Origin of the sequence: Streptomyces chartreusis NRRL 3882 (assembly GCF_900236475.1) — a bacterium.
Classification (GTDB): domain Bacteria; phylum Actinomycetota; class Actinomycetes; order Streptomycetales; family Streptomycetaceae; genus Streptomyces; species Streptomyces chartreusis_D.
The window spans coordinates 2432420-2453018 of record NZ_LT963352.1; the positions used below are offsets into that span (position 1 = coordinate 2432420).

12 protein-coding genes, 2 rRNA genes and 1 pseudogene are annotated in these 20599 nt (G+C 67.1%); 5 read left to right on the forward strand and 10 right to left on the reverse strand.

Annotation, left to right across the window (positions count from 1 at the left end; all coding sequences use genetic code 11):
• Positions 1 to 52: 52 nt before the first annotated feature.
• From SCNRRL3882_RS10700 to thyX, 5 genes are all read right to left on the reverse strand, one after another.
• Positions 53 to 3174, reverse strand: a 23S ribosomal RNA gene (locus tag SCNRRL3882_RS10700).
• A 295-nt stretch (positions 3175 to 3469) separates the two neighbouring features.
• A 16S ribosomal RNA gene (locus tag SCNRRL3882_RS10705) occupies positions 3470 to 4994 on the reverse strand.
• The 16S and 23S rRNA genes sit together here, the layout of an rRNA operon.
• Before the next feature lie 503 nt (positions 4995 to 5497).
• Positions 5498 to 7183, reverse strand: coding sequence for a ribonuclease J (locus SCNRRL3882_RS10715; RefSeq protein ID WP_010042718.1), 1686 nt, complete (start codon positions 7181 to 7183; stop codon positions 5498 to 5500).
• Between the two features lie 163 nt (positions 7184 to 7346).
• Positions 7347 to 8246 (reverse strand): 4-hydroxy-tetrahydrodipicolinate synthase, encoded by a 900-nt coding sequence (gene dapA, locus SCNRRL3882_RS10720; RefSeq protein ID WP_010042721.1) that lies wholly within the window; start codon positions 8244 to 8246, stop codon positions 7347 to 7349.
• 211 nt (positions 8247 to 8457) lie between these two features.
• A complete protein-coding gene (gene thyX, locus SCNRRL3882_RS10725; RefSeq protein WP_010042723.1) occupies positions 8458 to 9198 on the reverse strand; it encodes an FAD-dependent thymidylate synthase in 741 nt (246 codons plus the stop codon).
• 178 nt (positions 9199 to 9376) lie between these two features.
• Here thyX and SCNRRL3882_RS10730 point away from each other — a divergent pair, with 178 nt between their 5' ends.
• Both SCNRRL3882_RS10730 and SCNRRL3882_RS10735 read left to right on the forward strand, forming a co-directional pair.
• Positions 9377 to 9616, forward strand: coding sequence for a hypothetical protein (locus tag SCNRRL3882_RS10730; protein WP_010042726.1), 240 nt, complete (start codon positions 9377 to 9379; stop codon positions 9614 to 9616).
• A gap of 112 nt (positions 9617 to 9728) precedes the next feature.
• Positions 9729 to 10283 (forward strand): hypothetical protein, encoded by a 555-nt coding sequence (locus SCNRRL3882_RS10735; protein WP_010042731.1) that lies wholly within the window; start codon positions 9729 to 9731, stop codon positions 10281 to 10283.
• Positions 10284 to 10365: 82 nt separating this feature from the next.
• On the opposite strand, the gene SCNRRL3882_RS10740 is transcribed toward SCNRRL3882_RS10735, so the two are convergent.
• The 5 genes from SCNRRL3882_RS10740 to rpsO all read right to left on the reverse strand — a co-directional run bounded on the left by SCNRRL3882_RS10740 (position 10366) and on the right by rpsO (position 15801).
• The gene (locus SCNRRL3882_RS10740) at positions 10366 to 10821 is read right to left on the reverse strand and encodes a hypothetical protein (RefSeq protein WP_010042732.1); all 456 of its coding nucleotides are present in this window, start codon (positions 10819 to 10821) and stop codon (positions 10366 to 10368) included.
• Between the two features lie 13 nt (positions 10822 to 10834).
• Positions 10835 to 11587 (reverse strand): 4-hydroxy-tetrahydrodipicolinate reductase, encoded by a 753-nt coding sequence (gene dapB, locus SCNRRL3882_RS10745; RefSeq protein WP_010042733.1) that lies wholly within the window; start codon positions 11585 to 11587, stop codon positions 10835 to 10837.
• 28 nt (positions 11588 to 11615) lie between these two features.
• Positions 11616 to 12995, reverse strand: coding sequence for a M16 family metallopeptidase (locus tag SCNRRL3882_RS10750; protein WP_010042734.1), 1380 nt, complete (start codon positions 12993 to 12995; stop codon positions 11616 to 11618).
• A complete protein-coding gene (locus SCNRRL3882_RS10755; protein ID WP_010042735.1) occupies positions 12992 to 15208 on the reverse strand; it encodes a polyribonucleotide nucleotidyltransferase in 2217 nt (738 codons plus the stop codon). The genes SCNRRL3882_RS10750 and SCNRRL3882_RS10755 overlap by 4 nt, the downstream gene beginning before the upstream one ends.
• Positions 15209 to 15513: 305 nt before the next feature.
• Entirely contained in the window at positions 15514 to 15801 is a 288-nt protein-coding gene (rpsO, locus tag SCNRRL3882_RS10760; RefSeq protein WP_010042739.1) for a 30S ribosomal protein S15, read from the reverse strand.
• Between the two features lie 270 nt (positions 15802 to 16071).
• On the opposite strand from rpsO, the gene SCNRRL3882_RS10765 reads away from it, so the two are divergent.
• From SCNRRL3882_RS10765 to SCNRRL3882_RS10770, 3 genes and pseudogenes are all read left to right on the forward strand, one after another.
• A complete protein-coding gene (locus SCNRRL3882_RS10765; protein ID WP_010042740.1) occupies positions 16072 to 16374 on the forward strand; it encodes a DUF397 domain-containing protein in 303 nt (100 codons plus the stop codon).
• A gap of 495 nt (positions 16375 to 16869) precedes the next feature.
• Positions 16870 to 16998, forward strand: a pseudogene (locus tag SCNRRL3882_RS42585) (SCO5717 family growth-regulating ATPase); the annotation flags it as partial.
• A 726-nt stretch (positions 16999 to 17724) separates the two neighbouring features.
• Positions 17725 to 20532, forward strand: a complete 2808-nt coding sequence (locus SCNRRL3882_RS10770) for an AAA family ATPase (RefSeq protein ID WP_010042741.1) — start codon at positions 17725 to 17727, stop codon at positions 20530 to 20532.
• Positions 20533 to 20599: the final 67 nt, after the last annotated feature.

The following is a 20599-nucleotide window of genomic DNA, read 5'->3' on the forward strand; positions in this document are numbered from 1 at the left end:
TGGCATGGGGCTGTTCGTGGTTTCAGAACCAACACAGTGGACGCGAGCAACTGAGGACAAGCCCTCGGCCTATTAGTACTGGTCACCTCCACACGTTACCGTGCTTCCAGATCCGGCCTATCAACCCAGTCGTCTACTGGGAGCCTTACCCCATCAAGTGGGTGGGAGTCCTCATCTCGAAGCAGGCTTCCCGCTTAGATGCTTTCAGCGGTTATCCCTCCCGAACGTAGCCAACCAGCCATGCCCTTGGCAGAACAACTGGCACACCAGAGGTTCGTCCGTCCCGGTCCTCTCGTACTAGGGACAGCCCTTCTCAAGACTCCTACGCGCACAGCGGATAGGGACCGAACTGTCTCACGACGTTCTAAACCCAGCTCGCGTACCGCTTTAATGGGCGAACAGCCCAACCCTTGGGACCGACTCCAGCCCCAGGATGCGACGAGCCGACATCGAGGTGCCAAACCATCCCGTCGATATGGACTCTTGGGGAAGATCAGCCTGTTATCCCCGGGGTACCTTTTATCCGTTGAGCGACGGCGCTTCCACAAGCCACCGCCGGATCACTAGTCCCGACTTTCGTCCCTGCTCGACCCGTCGGTCTCACAGTCAAGCTCCCTTGTGCACTTACACTCAACACCTGATTGCCAACCAGGCTGAGGGAACCTTTGGGCGCCTCCGTTACCCTTTAGGAGGCAACCGCCCCAGTTAAACTACCCATCAGACACTGTCCCTGATCCGGATCACGGACCCAGGTTAGACATCCAGCACGACCAGACTGGTATTTCAACGACGACTCCACACTAACTGGCGTTAGCGCTTCACAGTCTCCCAGCTATCCTACACAAGCCGAACCGAACACCAATATCAAACTGTAGTAAAGGTCCCGGGGTCTTTCCGTCCTGCTGCGCGAAACGAGCATCTTTACTCGTAGTGCAATTTCACCGGGCCTATGGTTGAGACAGTCGAGAAGTCGTTACGCCATTCGTGCAGGTCGGAACTTACCCGACAAGGAATTTCGCTACCTTAGGATGGTTATAGTTACCACCGCCGTTTACTGGCGCTTAAGTTCTCAGCTTCGCCCCACCGAAATGGAGCTAACCGGTCCCCTTAACGTTCCAGCACCGGGCAGGCGTCAGTCCGTATACATCGCCTTACGGCTTCGCACGGACCTGTGTTTTTAGTAAACAGTCGCTTCTCGCTGGTCTCTGCGGCCACCCCCAGCTCAGAGCGCGAAGCTCATCACCAGATGTGGCCCCCCTTCTCCCGAAGTTACGGGGGCATTTTGCCGAGTTCCTTAACCATAGTTCACCCGAACGCCTCGGTATTCTCTACCTGACCACCTGAGTCGGTTTAGGGTACGGGCCGCCATGAAACTCGCTAGAGGCTTTTCTCGACAGCATAGGATCATCCACTTCACCACAATCGGCTCGGCATCAGGTCTCACCCACATGTCATCCGGATTTACCTAGATGACGGGCTACACCCTTACCCCGGGACAACCACCGCCCGGGCTGGACTACCTTCCTGCGTCACCCCATCACTCACCTACTAACCGCTTGGTTCAGCGGCTCCACCACTCCCCCTCACTCCGAAGAGATCAGGGGCGGCTTCACGGCCTTAGCATCACGATGCTCGATGTTTGACGCTTCACAGCGGGTACCGGAATATCAACCGGTTATCCATCGACTACGCCTGTCGGCCTCGCCTTAGGTCCCGACTTACCCTGGGCAGATCAGCTTGACCCAGGAACCCTTAGTCAATCGGCGCACACGTTTCTCACGTGTGAATCGCTACTCATGCCTGCATTCTCACTCGTCAACCGTCCACAACTCGCTTACACGGCTGCTTCACCCGGCAGACGACGCTCCCCTACCCATCCACACACCCGTTGGGGCTATTGTGTGAATGACACGACTTCGGCGGTACGCTTGAGCCCCGCTACATTGTCGGCGCGGAATCACTAGACCAGTGAGCTATTACGCACTCTTTCAAGGGTGGCTGCTTCTAAGCCAACCTCCTGGTTGTCTGTGCGACTCCACATCCTTTCCCACTTAGCGTACGCTTAGGGGCCTTAGTCGATGCTCTGGGCTGTTTCCCTCTCGACCATGGAGCTTATCCCCCACAGTCTCACTGCCGCGCTCTCACTTACCGGCATTCGGAGTTTGGCTAAGGTCAGTAACCCGGTAGGGCCCATCGCCTATCCAGTGCTCTACCTCCGGCAAGAAACACACGACGCTGCACCTAAATGCATTTCGGGGAGAACCAGCTATCACGGAGTTTGATTGGCCTTTCACCCCTAACCACAGGTCATCCCCCAGGTTTTCAACCCTGGTGGGTTCGGTCCTCCACGAAGTCTTACCTCCGCTTCAACCTGCCCATGGCTAGATCACTCCGCTTCGGGTCTTGAGCGTGCTACTACAGCGCCCTATTCGGACTCGCTTTCGCTACGGCTTCCCCACCCGGGTTAACCTCGCAACACACCGCAAACTCGCAGGCTCATTCTTCAAAAGGCACGCAGTCACGAGAACAAGGCAAGCCTTGTTCCGACGCTCCCACGGCTTGTAGGCACACGGTTTCAGGTACTATTTCACTCCCCTCCCGGGGTACTTTTCACCATTCCCTCACGGTACTATCCGCTATCGGTCACCAGGGAATATTTAGGCTTAGCGGGTGGTCCCGCCAGATTCACACGGGATTTCTCGGGCCCCGTGCTACTTGGGTGTCTCTCAAACGAGCCGCTGACGTTTCGACTACGGGGGTCTTACCCTCTACGCCGGACCTTTCGCATGTCCTTCGCCTACATCAACGGTTTCTGACTCGTCTCACAGCCGGCAGACCGTGAAAGAGAGATCCCACAACCCCGTATACGCAACCCCTGCCGGGTCTCACACGCATACGGTTTGGCCTCATCCGGTTTCGCTCGCCACTACTCCCGGAATCACGGTTGTTTTCTCTTCCTGCGGGTACTGAGATGTTTCACTTCCCCGCGTTCCCTCCACACTGCCTATGTGTTCAGCAGCGGGTGACAGCCCATGACGACTGCCGGGTTTCCCCATTCGGAAACCCCCGGATCAAAGCCTGGTTGACGACTCCCCGGGGACTATCGTGGCCTCCCACGTCCTTCATCGGTTCCTGGTGCCAAGGCATCCACCGTGCGCCCTTAAAAACTTGGCCACAGATGCTCGCGTCCACTGTGCAGTTCTCAAACAACGACCAGCCACCCGTCACAACCCACTTCCGTGGACCTTTACCGGGGCCGGCACTGAGGAAAGTTCATTCCCTCAGACACCCAACAGCGTGCCCGGCACCCTCGCCTCTCCATCTCGCGTTCCACGCCGAAGCAGTACTAGCGACCAGAGCAGGTCAAGTGTGCCGAGTAGTCAACGTTCCACCCATGAGCAACCAGTGCGAGACGTTCGCTCGCATGCTGGCCTCTGGACTGCCGAAGCAGCCTAGAAGTGCTCCTTAGAAAGGAGGTGATCCAGCCGCACCTTCCGGTACGGCTACCTTGTTACGACTTCGTCCCAATCGCCAGTCCCACCTTCGACAGCTCCCTCCCCAAGGGGTTGGGCCACCGGCTTCGGGTGTTACCGACTTTCGTGACGTGACGGGCGGTGTGTACAAGGCCCGGGAACGTATTCACCGCAGCAATGCTGATCTGCGATTACTAGCGACTCCGACTTCATGGGGTCGAGTTGCAGACCCCAATCCGAACTGAGACCGGCTTTTTGAGATTCGCTCCACCTCGCGGTATCGCAGCTCATTGTACCGGCCATTGTAGCACGTGTGCAGCCCAAGACATAAGGGGCATGATGACTTGACGTCGTCCCCACCTTCCTCCGAGTTGACCCCGGCGGTCTCCCGTGAGTCCCCAGCACCACAAGGGCCTGCTGGCAACACGGGACAAGGGTTGCGCTCGTTGCGGGACTTAACCCAACATCTCACGACACGAGCTGACGACAGCCATGCACCACCTGTACACCGACCACAAGGGGGACCCTGTCTCCAGGGTTTTCCGGTGTATGTCAAGCCTTGGTAAGGTTCTTCGCGTTGCGTCGAATTAAGCCACATGCTCCGCCGCTTGTGCGGGCCCCCGTCAATTCCTTTGAGTTTTAGCCTTGCGGCCGTACTCCCCAGGCGGGGCACTTAATGCGTTAGCTGCGGCACGGACAACGTGGAATGTTGCCCACACCTAGTGCCCACCGTTTACGGCGTGGACTACCAGGGTATCTAATCCTGTTCGCTCCCCACGCTTTCGCTCCTCAGCGTCAGTATCGGCCCAGAGATCCGCCTTCGCCACCGGTGTTCCTCCTGATATCTGCGCATTTCACCGCTACACCAGGAATTCCGATCTCCCCTACCGAACTCTAGCCTGCCCGTATCGACTGCAGACCCGGGGTTAAGCCCCGGGCTTTCACAACCGACGCGACAAGCCGCCTACGAGCTCTTTACGCCCAATAATTCCGGACAACGCTCGCGCCCTACGTATTACCGCGGCTGCTGGCACGTAGTTAGCCGGCGCTTCTTCTGCAGGTACCGTCACTTTCGCTTCTTCCCTGCTGAAAGAGGTTTACAACCCGAAGGCCGTCATCCCTCACGCGGCGTCGCTGCATCAGGCTTTCGCCCATTGTGCAATATTCCCCACTGCTGCCTCCCGTAGGAGTCTGGGCCGTGTCTCAGTCCCAGTGTGGCCGGTCGCCCTCTCAGGCCGGCTACCCGTCGTCGCCTTGGTGAGCCATTACCTCACCAACAAGCTGATAGGCCGCGGGCTCATCCTGCACCGCCGGAGCTTTCCACCACCAAGAGATGCCCCTAGTGGTTGTATCCGGTATTAGACCCCGTTTCCAGGGCTTGTCCCAGAGTGCAGGGCAGATTGCCCACGTGTTACTCACCCGTTCGCCACTAATCCCCACCGAAGTGGTTCATCGTTCGACTTGCATGTGTTAAGCACGCCGCCAGCGTTCGTCCTGAGCCAGGATCAAACTCTCCGTGAATGTGTACCGGTAATCCGGTGCAACACCACGAGAGCGGAACAGCCAGGCGGAATAAGCCCGGCCGTTCACAGCGTCCTCGCTGTGTTTTTTCAAAGGAACCTCGTCCCAGCGGATGCTGGAGACGGGGTATCAACATATCTGGCGTTGACTTTTGGCACGCTGTTGAGTTCTCAAGGAACGGTCGCTTCCTTTGTACTCACCCTCTCGGGCTTTCCTCCGGGCGCTTCCCTTCGGTCTTGCGTTTCCGACTCTATCAGATCTTTTTCCGATCCGATTTCCTCGGTGCTTTCCAGGTTCCCGCTTCCGCGTTTCCCTTTCCGGCGGTTCCGACTTTATCAGAGGTTTCTGAGTCGGATTTCCCTTCGTCGGCCGGGCATGGTTCCCGTGCCTGAGTCGGCCGGGTGCCCCTTCGGAAGGAGTTGTAAACCTACTGGAGCGGGGCTCCTCGATGCAAATCGAGGAGCCCCGCTCCCAGTTGGCGCCTGTTCAGGCCCGACGGACCGTCAGACCTCCACGACCACAGGCAGGATCATCGGCCGACGTCGGTACGTGTCCGAGACCCACTTGCCCAGCGTGCGGCGAACGAGCTGCTGGAGCTGGTGGGGTTCGACCACGCCGTCCTGGGCGGAGCGCTCGAGTGACTCCGTGATCCTGGGGATCACGTCGCCGAAGGCGGAGTCCTCGATGCCGGAGCCGCGGGCCTGGATGTGCGGGCCCCCGGTGATCTTCCCGGTGGACGAGTCCATGACCACGAAGACCGAGATGATGCCCTCGTCGCCGAGGATCTTGCGGTCCTTGAGCGCCGGCTCTCCCACGTCACCGACCGAGAGGCCGTCGACGTAGACGTAGCCCGCCTGGACCTTGCCCGAGATCTTGGCCTTGCCCTCGACGAGGTCGACGGCGACGCCGTCCTCGGCGATGACGATGCGGTCGTGCGGGACGCCCGTCAGGGCGCCCAGTTCGGCGTTGGCGCGCAGATGGCGCCATTCGCCGTGCACCGGCATCAGGTTCTTCGGGCGGCAGATGTTGTAGAAGTACAGCAGCTCGCCGGCCGAGGCGTGGCCCGAGACGTGGACCTTGGCGTTGCCCTTGTGGACCACGTTGGCGCCCCAGCGGGTGAGGCCGTTGATCACGCGGTAAACCGCGTTCTCGTTGCCGGGGATCAGGGACGACGCCAGGATCACGGTGTCGCCCTGGACGATGCGGATCTGGTGGTCCCTGTTGGCCATCCTCGAGAGGGCCGCCATGGGTTCGCCCTGGGAGCCCGTGCAGACGAGGACCACCTCGCTGTCCGGGAGGTCGTCGAGCGTCTTGACGTCCACCACCAGGCCCGGGGGGACCTTCAGGTAGCCCAGGTCGCGTGCGATACCCATGTTGCGGACCATGGAGCGCCCGACGAAGGCGACGCGGCGGCCGTACTCGTGCGCCGCGTCCAGGATCTGCTGGATGCGGTGGACGTGACTGGCGAAGCTCGCGACGATGATGCGCTTGCGGGCGCCGGCGAAGACCTGGCGCAGGACGTTGGAGATCTCCCGCTCGGGCGGGACGAAGCCCGGGACCTCGGCGTTCGTCGAGTCCGAGAGCAGGAGGTCGATGCCCTCCTCGCTCAGACGTGCGAATGCGTGGAGGTCCGTGAGGCGGCTGTCCAGCGGGAGCTGGTCCATCTTGAAGTCGCCGGTGTGGACCACCATGCCCGCGGGGGTGCGGATGGCGACGGCCAGCGCGTCGGGGATGGAGTGGTTGACCGCGACGAACTCGCAGTCGAACGGGCCGATGCGCTCGCGGTGCCCTTCCGCCACCTCGAGGGTGTACGGGCGGATGCGGTGCTCCTGGAGCTTGGCCTCGATGAGGGCGAGGGTCAGCTTGGAGCCGATCAGCGGGATGTCCGGCTTCTCGCGCAAGAGGAAGGGGACGCCGCCGATGTGGTCCTCGTGGCCGTGCGTGAGGACGATGCCCTCGATGTCGTCGAGGCGGTCCCTGATGGACGAGAAGTCCGGCAGGATCAGGTCGATTCCGGGCTGCTCCTCCTCGGGGAAGAGCACTCCGCAGTCGACGATCAACAGGCGGCCGCCGTACTCGAAGACCGTCATGTTCCGGCCGATCTCGCCGAGGCCGCCGAGTGGGGTGACCCGCAGGCCGCCTTCGGGGAGCGGCGGGGGCGGGCTGAGTTCGGGATGCGGATGACTCAAAAGACTCTCCTCAACCACGCACGCCACGTACCGGTAGGGCACGTGGCGCGCGTGACGTTCGTGCAGAAGCAGTTGTCGTATGGATGGTGCGGGCACCGGTGGCCCGCTTATTCAGTTGTGAAGCTGTGAAGCAGGTGCGCGGGGGTCCGCGCGAAGTCTGGTGTCAGAGCTGTACCCCGCCGGCGGCAAGATCGATCTTGAGTTGCTCGATCTCCTCGGGCGCGCACTCGACCATGGGGGCGCGCAGGGGTCCGCCGGGCAGGCCCTTCAGGGCGAGCGCCGCCTTGGTCGTCATCACGCCCTGGGTGCGGAACATGCCCGTGTAGACCGAGAGCAGCTTCTGGTGGATCTCGGTGGCCTTCTGGACGTCGCCCGAGGTGTATGCGTCGACCAGGGCGCGCAGCTCGGGGGTGACCACGTGGCCGACGACCGAGACGAAGCCGACCGCGCCCACGGAGAGCAGAGGCAGGTTCAGCATGTCGTCGCCGGAGTACCAGGCGAGACCGGAGCGGGCGATGGCCCAGCTCGCCCGGCCCAGGTCGCCCTTGGCGTCCTTGTTGGCGACGATCCGGGGGTGCTCGGCGAGGCGGACGAGCGTCTCCGTGTTGATCGGGACGCCGCTGCGGCCGGGGATGTCGTAGAGCATGACCGGCAGCTCGGTGGCGTCGGCGACGGCCGTGAAGTGCCGGTAGAGGCCCTCTTGCGGGGGCTTGTTGTAGTACGGGGTCACGAGGAGCAGGCCGTGTGCGCCGGTGCGCTCCGCCGTGCGGGCGAGTTCGATGCTGTGGTGGGTGTCGTTGGTGCCGACCCCGGCCACGACGTGGGCGCGGTCGCCGACGGCCTCCAGGACCGCCCGTACGAGATCCCTTTTCTCCGCGTCACTGGTGGTCGGCGACTCGCCCGTGGTGCCGCTGATGACCAGGCCGTCGTTGCCTGCGTCCACCAGGTGGGTGGCGAGCCGCTGCGCGCCGTCGAGGTCGAGTGCGCCGTCCGCCTTGAAGGGCGTGACCATGGCGGTGAGGACCCGCCCGAAGGGGGTCTGCGGAGTCGAGGTCGGAGCCATGGGTTACACGCTACTCGTTGCTCAGGACCGGGTCTGCCCTAGGGGGAGGCGACAAGTCGTGACAAAGGTGGAGCCCGGCACTGCCTGCTCGGGGGTTCAAGCAGTGCCGGACCCGTTTGATCAGGCTAGATGAACTTCTCGAAATGCCGCAATACGGACACTTCGCGCGGCTGAACCGTACATCTGTGCCTGACCGGGGAACCGGGGCGCGTCACGGCGCCACGCGTCCGTTCGCGTTGAAGGCCGCGTAGGTGAGCGGCATGAGCCGGGCCCACTCGGCCTCCATCTTCTCCCCGACCATCTCGATCTCGCGCTGCGGGAAGGACGGGACCTTGGCCAGCTCGTGCTGGGTGCGCAGGCCGAGGAAGTGCATCAGCGAGCGCGCGTTGCAGGTGGCGTACATCGAGGAGTACAGGCCTACAGGGAGGACCGCACGGGCGACCTCGCGGGCGACGCCGGCGGCCAGCATCTCCTGGTAGGCCTCGTACGCCTGCCGGTAGGAGTCCTCCATGACACGGCCGACCAGTTCCTGCTGGGCCTGGGTGCCCTCGACGAAGACGTACTTGCCGGGGCGGCCCTCCTGGACGAGCTTGCGGGACTCGTCGGGGACGTAGAAGACCGGCTGGAGCTCCCGGTAGCGGCCGCTCTCCTCGTTGTACGACCAGCCGACGCGGTGCCGCATGAACTCGCGGAAGACGAAGATCGGGGCGCTGATGAGGAAGGTCATCGAGTTGTGCTCGAAGGGGCTGCCGTGCCGGTCCCGCATCAGGTAGTTGATCAGGCCCTTGGAACGCTCGGGGTCCTTCTTCAGCTCGTCCAGGGACTGCTCGCCCAGGGTCGAGACACGGGCGGCGAACAGGACGTCCGCGTCGGACGCGGTGTGCTTGACCAGCTCGACGGTCACATCGCTGCGGTAGCTGGGCTTGGGGTCGTCGGCGGGGGTGTCGGTCACGGTTGGCAGGGCCTTCCCATCTCGTCGTGTGGCGACGCCACTCTACGGCCCGGCGAAATCAGCGCGATCGGTGGCGTGCCGCAATGAAAATGGTGAAACAGGGCACCTCTGAGGGAGTTCGTTCGTCTTTACGGACGAGAGTGATTCGTTCCATTCCCCGAAGGGAGAAGCACCCCTGATGTCCGGTCGGCGTGAACCCGTACCGTTCGCCTTCGTTGCCGAGGCCGACAGGTTCCGCAGTAATGTCACTCCCCCACCCCGCGAGCGGCTGTCCGTCGGCCAGATGGCCGGGCGCTGGCTGCTGGGTCTGACCATCGTGGCGGGGCTCGTGGGCTCCCTGGTCGTCGGGACACCCGCGCTGTCGTCGGACGACCCGGGCTCGCAGCCCCAGCAGTCTCAGGCGTCGCAGAAGAACTGAGCCGTCCCATTGCGGCGGTGACTCCATCCGGCCCCCCGCCAGTGGTGACCGGGGACACAGATCGGTAGCCTCACCGGGCACAGCCCACGCATGGATCGAGTGAGGACCAGCCGTGCCCCTGCCCTTCCTGACGGCCGACCGCGTTTTCGAGGCTACGGACGACGTTCCGCTGCCGTACGACGACCGTGACCGCTGGCGGCGGCCGTACCGGCCCGGGCCCTGGCGGGTGGGGACGGCTGCTCTGGCGCTGCTGCTCGCCTCGTTCGTGCTGTTCGCCGCGGTCATCATCGCGGCGACGGCCGAACTGACCTCGGCCGGTGTGGTCTTCGGGCTCGCGCTGCTCGTCATCGCCGCGGCGCTGCGGCTGCTGCGCGTGGGCGTGTGGGTGAGCGCGCGTGGGCTGCGGCACGTGGGCTTCCTCACGACGCGTACGGCGTCCTGGGAGCAGGTCATGGCCGTGCGCACGGTGCAGCAGCCGGTGCGCTGGCTGGGGCTGCCGCGGACGGTGCAGGGGCAGGCGCTGCTGCTCGTCCGGCGGGGTCAGTCGCCGGACGGTGGGCCGGCGCTGCTGACCACGCACAACGCGGACTTCCTGGGCCGCGTGGAGGCCTTCGACCGGGCGGCGGACGCGGTGGAGGCGTGGGCGGACGAGTACTGCCCGCACTGACATCCCTGGGTACCCGGGATTCTCATGCCGGAGGGGCCGGACCGTTCGCGGTCCGGCCCCTCCGGCATGAGTGGCGTGCGGTTCAGGCCGTCTCGGGCTGCTTGCCGTCGTGCAGGGCGATCGCGCGTTGCATCGCCTTGCGGGCGCGCGGGGTGTCGCGGGCGTCGTGGTAGGCGACGGCGAGGCGGAACCAGCTGCGCCAGTCGTCGGGGGCGGCCTCCGTCTCCGCCTTTCGCCTGGCGAAGACCTCGTCGGCCGAGTCCCGGTCGATCCGCCCGCTGGGGGTACGCCTCAGTTCGTCGACGGGCAGGCCGCCCTCGGCGTCGAGTTCCGCGGCGAGGGCGTTCGCCCTGCGGACGAACTGGGTGTTCTTCCACAGGAACCACAGGCCGATGACCGGCAGGATCAGCACCGCGACACCGAAGGTGACGGTGAGGGGCGTGCCGATCTCGATGAGCAGGACGCCGCGGCTGCCGACCAGGACGAAGTAGACGACCAGGACGGCGGCCGTGAGGGCGTAGGTGAGCTTCGCGCGCATGACGATCAGGGACTCAGCTCAGGTCCAGGAAGTGTTCCAGGCCGAAGGTCAGACCCGGGGTGCTCACCACGCGGCGGGCGCCGAGCAGGATGCCCGGCATGAAGCTGCTGTGGTGCAGCGAGTCGTGCCGGACCGTCAGGGTCTCGCCCTCGCCGCCGAGCAGGACCTCCTGGTGGGCGAGCAGGCCGCGCAGCCGGACGGCGTGGACGGGCACGCCGTCGACGTCGGCGCCGCGGGCGCCGTCCAGGGCGGTGGTCGTGGCGTCCGGGGCCGGGGCGGAGCCGGCGTTGCGGCGGGCCTCGGCGATGAGCTGGGCGGTGCGCGTGGCGGTGCCGGAGGGGGCGTCCACCTTGTTCGGGTGGTGCAGCTCGACGACCTCGACGGACTCGAAGTACGGCGCGGCGATCTGCGCGAACTTCATGGTCAGGACGGCCCCGATGGAGAAGTTCGGCGCGATGAGCACGCCCGTCCGCGGGGACTGCTCCAGCCAGCCCGTCAGCTGCGCGAGACGCTCGTCGGTCCAGCCGGTGGTGCCGACGACCGCGTGGATGCCGTGGTGTACGCAGTAGTCGAGGTTGGCCATGACCGAGTCGGGCGTGGTCAGTTCGACTACGACCTGGGCGCCGGTCTCGGCGAGCGTCTCCAGCTTGTCACCACGGCTCAGCGCGGCGACCAGTTCCATGTCCTCGGCGGCTTCGACGGCTCGTACCGCTTCCGAGCCGATCCGGCCCTTGGCGCCGAGGACCGCCACGCGCAGCTTGCTCATCTCTTGTGCTTCCTTCACCAGGGGGTTGTCAGGCGACGGCGTCGTGCAGGCGGGCCGCCTGTTTGTCCTTCAGCGGGCCGATGACCGACAGGGAGGGCCGCCGTCCCAGGATCTCGCGGGCGACCGAGCGGACGTCGTCCGGGGTGACCGAGGCTATCCGCGACAGCATGTCGTCGACGGACATCTGCTCGCCCCAGCACAGTTCGCTCTTGCCGATACGGTTCATCAGCGCGCCGGTGTCCTCCAGGCCGAGGACCGTGGAGCCCTGGAGCTGGCCGATCGCGCGCCCTATCTCGTCGTCCGAGAGGCCGTGCTCGGCGACGTGGTCGAGTTCGTCGCGGCAGATCTTCAGCACGTCGTGCACCTGCGACGGCCTGCACCCCGCGTACACGCCGAACAGGCCGCAGTCGGCGAAGCCCGAGGTGTACGAGTACACGCTGTAGGCCAGGCCGCGCTTCTCGCGGACCTCCTGGAAGAGCCGGGACGACATGCCGCCGCCGAGGGCGGTGTTCAGTACGCCCAGGGCCCACCGGCGCTCGTCCGTGCGGGACAGACCCGGCATGCCGAGCACGACATGGGCCTGCTCGGTCTTGCGGTCGATCAGCTCGACCCGGCCGGCGGTGCGCAGGGCGCGTCGGCCGCTGCGCGGGGCGACGGGCTCGGCGGCGAGCTCCTTGAAGGCACCCGCCTTCTCGAAGGCGGCGCGGACCTGCCGTACGACCTTGGAGTGGTCGATGTTGCCGGCGCACGCGACCACGAGGTGGGTCGGGTCGTAGTGCCTCTTGTAGAAGCGGCGGATGCGGTCGGCGGTGAGGGAGTTGACCGTGTCGACCGTGCCGAGGACCGGGCGGCCGAGGGGGTTGTCGCCGAACATCGTGTGCGCGAACAGGTCGTGCACGCAGTCGCCCGGGTCGTCCTCGGTCATCGCGATCTCTTCGAGGATGGCGCCGCGCTCGACGTCGACGTCCTCCTCGAGGATGAGCGAGCCGGTCAGCATGTCGCTGACGACGTCGATGGCGAGCGGCAGGTCGGTGTCGAGCACACGTGCGTAGTAGCACGTGTACTCCTTCGCCGTGAACGCGTTCATCTCGCCGCCGACCGCGTCGATCGCGGAGGAGATGTCCAGGGCGGACCTGCGGCTCGTGCCCTTGAAGAGCAGGTGCTCCAGGTAGTGCGTGGCGCCGTTCAGGGCCGGGGTCTCGTCGCGGGAGCCGACGTGCGCCCAGATGCCGAAGGTCGCGGAGCGGACCGAGGGCAGGGTCTCGGTGACGATGCGCAGGCCACCCGGGAGGGTGGTCTTGCGGACCGTGCCGATGCCGTTCTCGCCCTTGATGAGGGTTTGGGTACGGGCGACGGCCCGCGCCTCGGAAGAGGTGCGGGCCGTCGCCTTGGAGCTGCTCGACGTCACTTGTCGGTGTCGTCCTTCGTCTCATCGTTCTCTTCGCCCTCGATGACCGGGATCAGGGAGAGCTTGCCGCGGGAGTCGATCTCGGCGATCTCGACCTGGACCTTCTGGCCCACACCGAGGACGTCCTCGACGTTCTCCACGCGCTTGCCGCCGGCGAGCTTGCGGATCTGCGAGATGTGCAGCAGACCGTCCTTGCCGGGCAGCAGGGAGACGAACGCACCGAAGGTCGTCGTCTTGACGACCGTACCGAGGTAGCGCTCGCCGACCTCGGGCATCGTCGGGTTGGCGATGCCGTTGATCGTGGCGCGGGCGGCCTCAGCAGCGGGGCCGTCGGCGGCGCCGATGTAGATCGTGCCGTCGTCCTCGATGGTGATCTCGGCGCCGGTGTCCTCCTGGATCTGGTTGATCATCTTGCCCTTGGGGCCGATGACCTCGCCGATCTTGTCGACCGGGATCTTCACGGTGATGATCCGCGGTGCGTTCGGGGACATCTCGTCCGGCGTGTCGATCGCTTCCATCATCACGTCGAGGATGTGGAGGCGGGCGTCACGGGCCTGCTTGAGGGCGGCGGCCAGGACGGAGGCGGGGATGCCGTCCAGCTTGGTGTCGAGCTGGAGGGCGGTCACGAACTCCTTGGTGCCGGCGACCTTGAAGTCCATGTCGCCGAAGGCGTCCTCCGCACCGAGGATGTCGGTGAGGGTGACGTAGTGCGTCTCGCCCTCGATCTCCTGGGAGATCAGGCCCATCGCGATACCGGCGACGGGGGCCTTCAGCGGCACACCGGCGTTCAGCAGCGACATGGTGGAGGCGCAGACCGAGCCCATGGAGGTCGAGCCGTTCGAGCTGAGCGCCTCGGAGACCTGGCGGATCGCGTAGGGGAACTCCTCGCGCGTCGGCAGGACCGGGATCAGGGCGCGCTCGGCGAGGGCGCCGTGGCCGATCTCGCGGCGCTTCGGGGAGCCGACGCGGCCGGTCTCGCCGGTGGAGTACGGCGGGAAGTTGTAGTTGTGCATGTAGCGCTTGCGGGTCACCGGCGACAGCGTGTCCAGCTGCTGCTCCATGCGGAGCATGTTCAGGGTGGTGACGCCCAGGATCTGGGTCTCGCCACGCTCGAACACCGCGGAGCCGTGGACCCGCGGGATCGCCTCGACCTCGGCGGCCAGGGTGCGGATGTCGGTGACACCGCGGCCGTCGATGCGCTTCTTCTCCTTGATGACGCGCTCGCGGACCAGGGTCTTGGTCAGCGAGCGGTACGCGGCGGAGATCTCCTTCTCGCGGCCCTCGAACTCCGGCAGGAGCTTCTCGGCGGCGAGCTGCTTGACGCGGTCCAGCTCGGACTCGCGCTCCTGCTTGCCGGCGATGGTGAGCGCCTGGGCGAGCTCCGGCTTGACGGCGGCGGTGAGCGCCTCCAGGACGTCGTCCTGGTAGTCCAGGAAGATCGGGAACTCGCCGGTCGGCTTGGCGGCCTTGGAGGCGAGGTCCGACTGGGCCTTGCAGAGGACCTTGATGAAGGGCTTCGCGGCTTCCAGACCGGCGGCGACGACCTCCTCGGTGGGGGCCTCGGCGCCGCCCTCGACCAGCTTGATGGTCTTCTCGGTGGCCTCGGCCTCGACCATCATGATCGCGACGTCGCCGTCCTCCAGGACGCGGCCCGCGACGACCATGTCGAAGACGGCGTCCTCGAGCTCGGTGTGCGTCGGGAAGGCCACCCACTGACCGCGGATCAGCGCGACGCGGACGCCGCCGATCGGGCCGGAGAAGGGCAGACCGGCCAGCTGCGTGGACGCGGAGGCGGCGTTGATCGCGACGACGTCGTACAGGTGGTCGGGGTTGAGCGCCATGATCGTGGCGACGACCTGGATCTCGTTGCGCAGGCCCTTCTTGAAGGACGGGCGCAGCGGGCGGTCGATCAGGCGGCAGGTGAGGATCGCGTCCTCGGAGGGGCGGCCCTCACGGCGGAAGAAGCTGCCGGGGATCTTGCCGGCGGCGTACATCCGCTCCTCGACGTCCACCGTGAGGGGGAAGAAGTCGAGCTGGTCCTTGGGGTTCTTGGAGGCGGTGGTGGCCGACAGCACCATGGTGTCGTCGTCCAGGTACGCCACGGCGGAGCCGGCGGCCTGCTTGGCCAGGCGGCCCGTCTCGAAGCGGATGGTGCGGGTGCCGAAGGCGCCGTTGTCGATGACGGCCTCGGCGTAGTGGGTCTCGTTCTCCACTAGCGTTTTCTCCGTTACTTTGTCGTCTTTCGTCCCTCGCTGCCCGTGTGGCAGGGGGACGGTGGCGGAGAAGCGCTCCGTGCGGTGCGGGCCGGTCTTCGATCGAAGCACCCGGGGCTCACTTCCCCCCGGGGGCCACTACCGAGGACCGGCGGCGGCTAGGCGCGCTTCTCCTCTTCTTCTTGTCGTGCTGTGTCGTCCGTATTGCGTTGTGCTACCACACTACAAAGCTGCAGTGACACTCCGCACGTACAGCAAAGGGAGCGGTCCCCTTTCCTGCCGGGAACCGCTCCCTTCACGGCGTCTTACTTGGCGCCCGCCGCACCGCGGCGGATGCCGAGGCGGTCGACCAGCGCACGGAAGCGCTGGATGTCCTTCTTGGCGAGGTACTGCAGCAGCCGGCGGCGCTGACCGACCAGGATCAGCAGACCACGGCGGGAGTGGTGGTCGTGCTTGTGGGTCTTGAGGTGCTCGGTCAGGTCGGAGATCCGACGCGACAGCAGAGCGACCTGGACCTCGGGGGAGCCGGTGTCGCCCTCCTTGGTACCGAACTCGGACATGATCTGCTTCTTCGTAGCGGCGTCGAGCGACACGCGTACTCCTCATAGTCTGTGAATGGCCACCGAGTGCCCCCGGTCTGCTTCTCGGGGGGAGCTTCCGTGACTCGGAAGGCGGGGATCCGCTGGGCGCGGCCTCCAGGGCGAGATCTCGCTCCGGGGGTGCGTACACAAACGGCCGTCCACCAGGGTACCAGGCGGTCAGGGGCGTCTTTGCGCTGGTCCCCGAACCTGCCGGACCGGGCGGTCGGCGCCACTAGGGTGAGCGAATTCGGAACCGGTTCGTCGGGAAGGGGTCGCTACGGCATGGCGGAGACGGCTGAGGAGATCAAGGCGCGCAAGGAGCGGGAGCGGGACGAGCTCTACGCCCTCGACATCTCCGGTGTGGAGTGGCACTGCGCGCCGGGCACCGAGGAGCACGAGGAGCGGGTCGAGATCGCGTACCTGCCCGACGGGGCGGTGGCGATGCGGTCCTCGCTCGACCCGGACACGGTGCTGCGCTACACCGAGGCGGAGTGGCGGGCGTTCGTGCTGGGAGCACGGGACGGGGAGTTCGATCTGGAGCCGCAGCCGCACAACGGGGGCTTGCAGGCCGAGGCCGGGCAGTAGGCGCGTAGTTTCCGCGGAGCGCGACGAGGGCGGGCCGGTGATCGGCCGTCCCTCGTCGCGCTTCTTCGTGTGCGGTCGCGGTTCTTCTGCGTGCGGTCGCGCTGCTTCTGTGTGCGGCGGCCCGTCCGTTTCAAGGCACCTTCGGGGCAAGGTGGTTCGCGGTTCTTCACGGTAATCGCCCTGTTTGGTCACCAAAGTGTGTGCTGTGTATGTCACTTCGGGGCAGCTTCTGGGCAGGTTGTGACGCGGCGGACAGGTGCTCGGGGGTGGACGGGCCTGCCGGGGTGGGGCTTGTGGTGATTAGGCTGGGACGGGGCGCGGCGTCAGAACCCGTGAGTAGACGCGGGCGTCCCAGGGGGAGAGCGGGGGAGCCTGGATTCGGACGACCTCGGACGACCCCTCTTACGCCTCAGAACGACTTCGTACGACGTCGGACGACAAGCAAGGGTCGCCCCAGCACGGCATGAGGGTGCTCGACCAACCAGGAGGAACACTGTGAGCAGCGATCGGGACGGGAACCGCGGGGGCTGGGCGACACCCGGCGATGACCAGCCCGACGCGGAGTCCGCGGCAGAGATGACGGGCGAGTTCACCATCGACTACGCGCCGCCGGCCTGGTACACGCAGAACGCCTCGGGGAGTTCGAGCTCGGGGCAGGGGGCGGGTGCGTCCGAGGACGCCAGTGCTTCCGGGGCACCCGGAGGTTCCGGGGCGCATGGGGGATCCGGTGGGCCGAGCGGGCCCGTTCCGCCGCTGCCGGGACTCACTCCGCCGCCGCACGCCAATCCTTCCGGTGGGGCATCGTCCATTCCGAGGCAGGGGCACGGACAGGGACAGGGACAGGGGCACGGGCAGTCCGCGGGCTCGGCTCCGGCACCGGCTCCCTCTCCGGCTCCAGGGGCGCCTTTCACGCCGCCCGCGCCGCCGCCTGCTCCGGGCGCTCCGTTCACGCCTCCCGCTCCCCCCGCGCCCGCGCCGGGTACGCCCTTCACGCCGCCCGCGCCTGCCGCCGGGGGGCCGTCTGCCGGAGGGCCGGCTGCCGTGCCCAGGCTTCCGGTGGGGTTCGAGCCGCAGGGGGCGCAGTCGCCGGGGTCGCAGCCGCAGGGGCCGCAGCCCCAGCCGCAGGGGCGGACCGAGGCGCCTGCGGCGGATCCGGCTGCTCCTACGGCCGTGCCGAACATCCCCGTCGGCGGGTATCAGGCACAGTGGGCGCCGACCGCTCCGTCGGAGGCTCCGGCTGCTCCGGCCACTCCCGAGGCTTCGGCTGCTCCCACTTCTCCGGCTGCTCCGACTGCTCCGGATTCCGAGGACGCGGAGCCGGGGAACGGTGACCTGGAGAGCGGTGCCACCATGCGGTTCTCTGCCGTCGCGCTGAAGCGGGAGATCGAGGAGCGTGCCGCCGAGGTCGAGGCGCGACTGGAGTCGGCCGACGGCGACCAGGACGGGGACCAGGGCAGGGACGGGAACGGCGCGGTCGCTTCCGGCCCGAGCGACGGGTCCGAGCCGGGTGAGGAGTCCGGCGGTGACGTCGAGGACGCTCCTGGCGACGCCGACGACGACACCGCCGACGAAGAGCCCGAGGGTGTCTTCTCCGAGTCGGCGGTCGCGGTGGACACGGCTGACGTGTCCGTCGCGGACGGCCCTGCCTCCGACGACGCCCACAGCGGGGACGCGGAAGCCGCGGTGACCGCACCGGAGGAGGAAGCTCCCGAGGACGCGGCTCCGGAGACGGAGAGGGACGAGGCCGTACCGCAGGATGCCGAGCCCGAGGGATCCGAGCCTGCGGATGCGGTGCCCGCAGACGCGATCCCGACGGATGCGGTGCCTGCCGATGATGCAATGCCTACCGACGAGGACCGGGCCGACGCAGTGACTGCGGACGAGGTCCCGGCTGCCCCCGAGCCGGCCGACGCCCTGTCGGCTGGCGCACAGCCCCTCGACGCCCCGCCCGCAGACGCCCCGCCCGTGGGCTCCGAGCCCGCCGACGCCGCTCCCGAGGACAGCGTTCCGCGGGATACCCCCGCGCCGGGTGCGGCCGACGCACAGCCCTCCTGGACTCCCCCGCCCCCGCAGGCCATGCCGCCGCTGCCGCCGTCGTATCAGTCGGCCGCCCCGGCGCCCGCCGGCCAGTGGTCCGCACAGCCGCAGCACCAGCCACAGGCACAGCCCACGGACCCGAACGCTCCCGCGCAGGGGCAGCCGCCGTTCCAGCCGCAGGCGCCGCAGCCCGCGCCCGCCGCCTGGAACCCGCCGGCCGCGCCGCCGACGCCGCCGAACCAGCCGCCCGCCCAGCCCGCACCGCAGCCCGGCGCCTACGGCTTCCCGCAGCCGGGGGCCCCGGCCGCACCGAACGCCCAGGGCGGCTACGGATTCCCCCACCCCGGCGCCCCGGCCCAGGCCCCGGCCACACAACAGCCGCCGGCCCAGCAGCCCAACACCTCGCCCACCCCTACCCCGAACCCCCAGGACGGCTACGGCTTCCCGCAGCCCGGGCCCAACGCCCAAGGCGGCTACGGATTCCCCCACCCCGGCGCCCCGGCCCAAACCCCGGCCACACAACAGCCCCCGGCCCAGCAGCCCAACACCCCGCCCACCCCTGCCCCGAACCCTCAGGACGGCTACGGCTTCCCGCACCCCGGCGCGCCCGCCCCAGCCGCGCCCAACCCCCAGGGCGGATACGGCTTCCCCCACCCGGGTGCCCCGGCACCGGCCGCCCAGCAGCCCCACCCCGCCGTGCCCCCGCAGGCCCAGCCGCAGCCCGAAGGGCAGGGGCAGCCTCCGCAGCAGCCCCAGCCCGTGGATCCGCGGACCGGGGCCGCCTGGCCGCAGCCCATGCAGCACGACCAGCGGCAGCCGACCAACCCGGGTGCCGCGCCGCTCGGTTACACCGCTGCCGTGGAGCTGTCGTCCGACAGGCTGCTCAACAGCAAGAAGCAGAAGGCGAAGAGCAGCCGTCCGGCGGCCGGTGGCGGGCGGTTCAAGATCGGCGGCAAGAAGGAGGAGGCCGAGCGGCAGCGGAAGCTGGAGCTGATCCGCACGCCGGTGCTCTCCTGCTACCGGATCGCCGTGATCAGCCTCAAGGGCGGTGTCGGCAAGACGACCACGACCACCGCGCTCGGCTCCACGCTCGCCACCGAGCGGCAGGACAAGATCCTCGCGATCGACGCCAACCCGGACGCGGGCACCCTCGGGCGTCGCGTGCGGCGCGAGACCGGGGCCACCATCCGTGACCTCGTCCAGGCGATCCCGTACCTCAACTCGTACATGGACATCAGGCGGTTCACGTCCCAGGCGCCGTCCGGTCTGGAGATCATCGCCAACGACGTCGACCCGGCCGTGTCCACGACGTTCAACGACGAGGACTACCGGCGCGCGATCGACGTGCTGGGCAAGCAGTACCCGGTGATCCTCACGGACTCCGGCACCGGTCTGCTCTACAGCGCCATGCGCGGGGTGCTGGACCTCGCAGACCAGCTCATCATCATCTCGACGCCTTCGGTGGACGGTGCGAGCAGCGCGAGCACGACGCTGGACTGGCTGTCGGCGCACGGTTACGCCGACCTCGTCGCCCGGTCCATCACCGTCATCTCCGGTGTGCGCGAGACGGGCAAGATGATCAAGGTCGAGGACATCGTGTCGCACTTCGAGACGCGCTGCCGGGGCGTCATCGTCGTACCGTTCGACGAGCATCTCGCCGCCGGCGCCGAGGTCGACCTCGACATGATGCGGCCGAAGGTGCGGGAGGCGTACTTCAACCTCGCGGCGATGGTCGCCGAGGACTTCACCCGCCACCAGCAGGCGCACGGCCTGTGGACCTCCGACGGCAACCCGCCGCCGGTGGCCGCCCCGCCGCTGCCCGGCCATCCCGTCCCGGGCCAGCCAGGCCCGTACCCCCAGCAGCCGCAGCCCGGACAGCCGTACCCCCAGCCGGGCCAGCCCCCTGCCCAGCCAGGGCAGCCGTACCCGCAGGCCGCAGGCCAGCCGCCCTACCCGCAGCCGGGGCAGCCGGCCGCCCAGCCGGGTCAGCCGTACCCCCAGCCCGGGCAGCCTCCGGCAGCGCCCCCGCAGCCGGGCTACGGCTACCCGCAGCCCGGTCAGCCGGGCTACCCGGCGCAGCCCGACGGGCAGACCCCGCCGCCTCCGCCGCCGTCGCAGTAATCGCGTCACCCGATCGGCCCCTTTCGAGGAGCCGATCCCCTGTGTGGCCCGCGCCGTTCCCACTCGG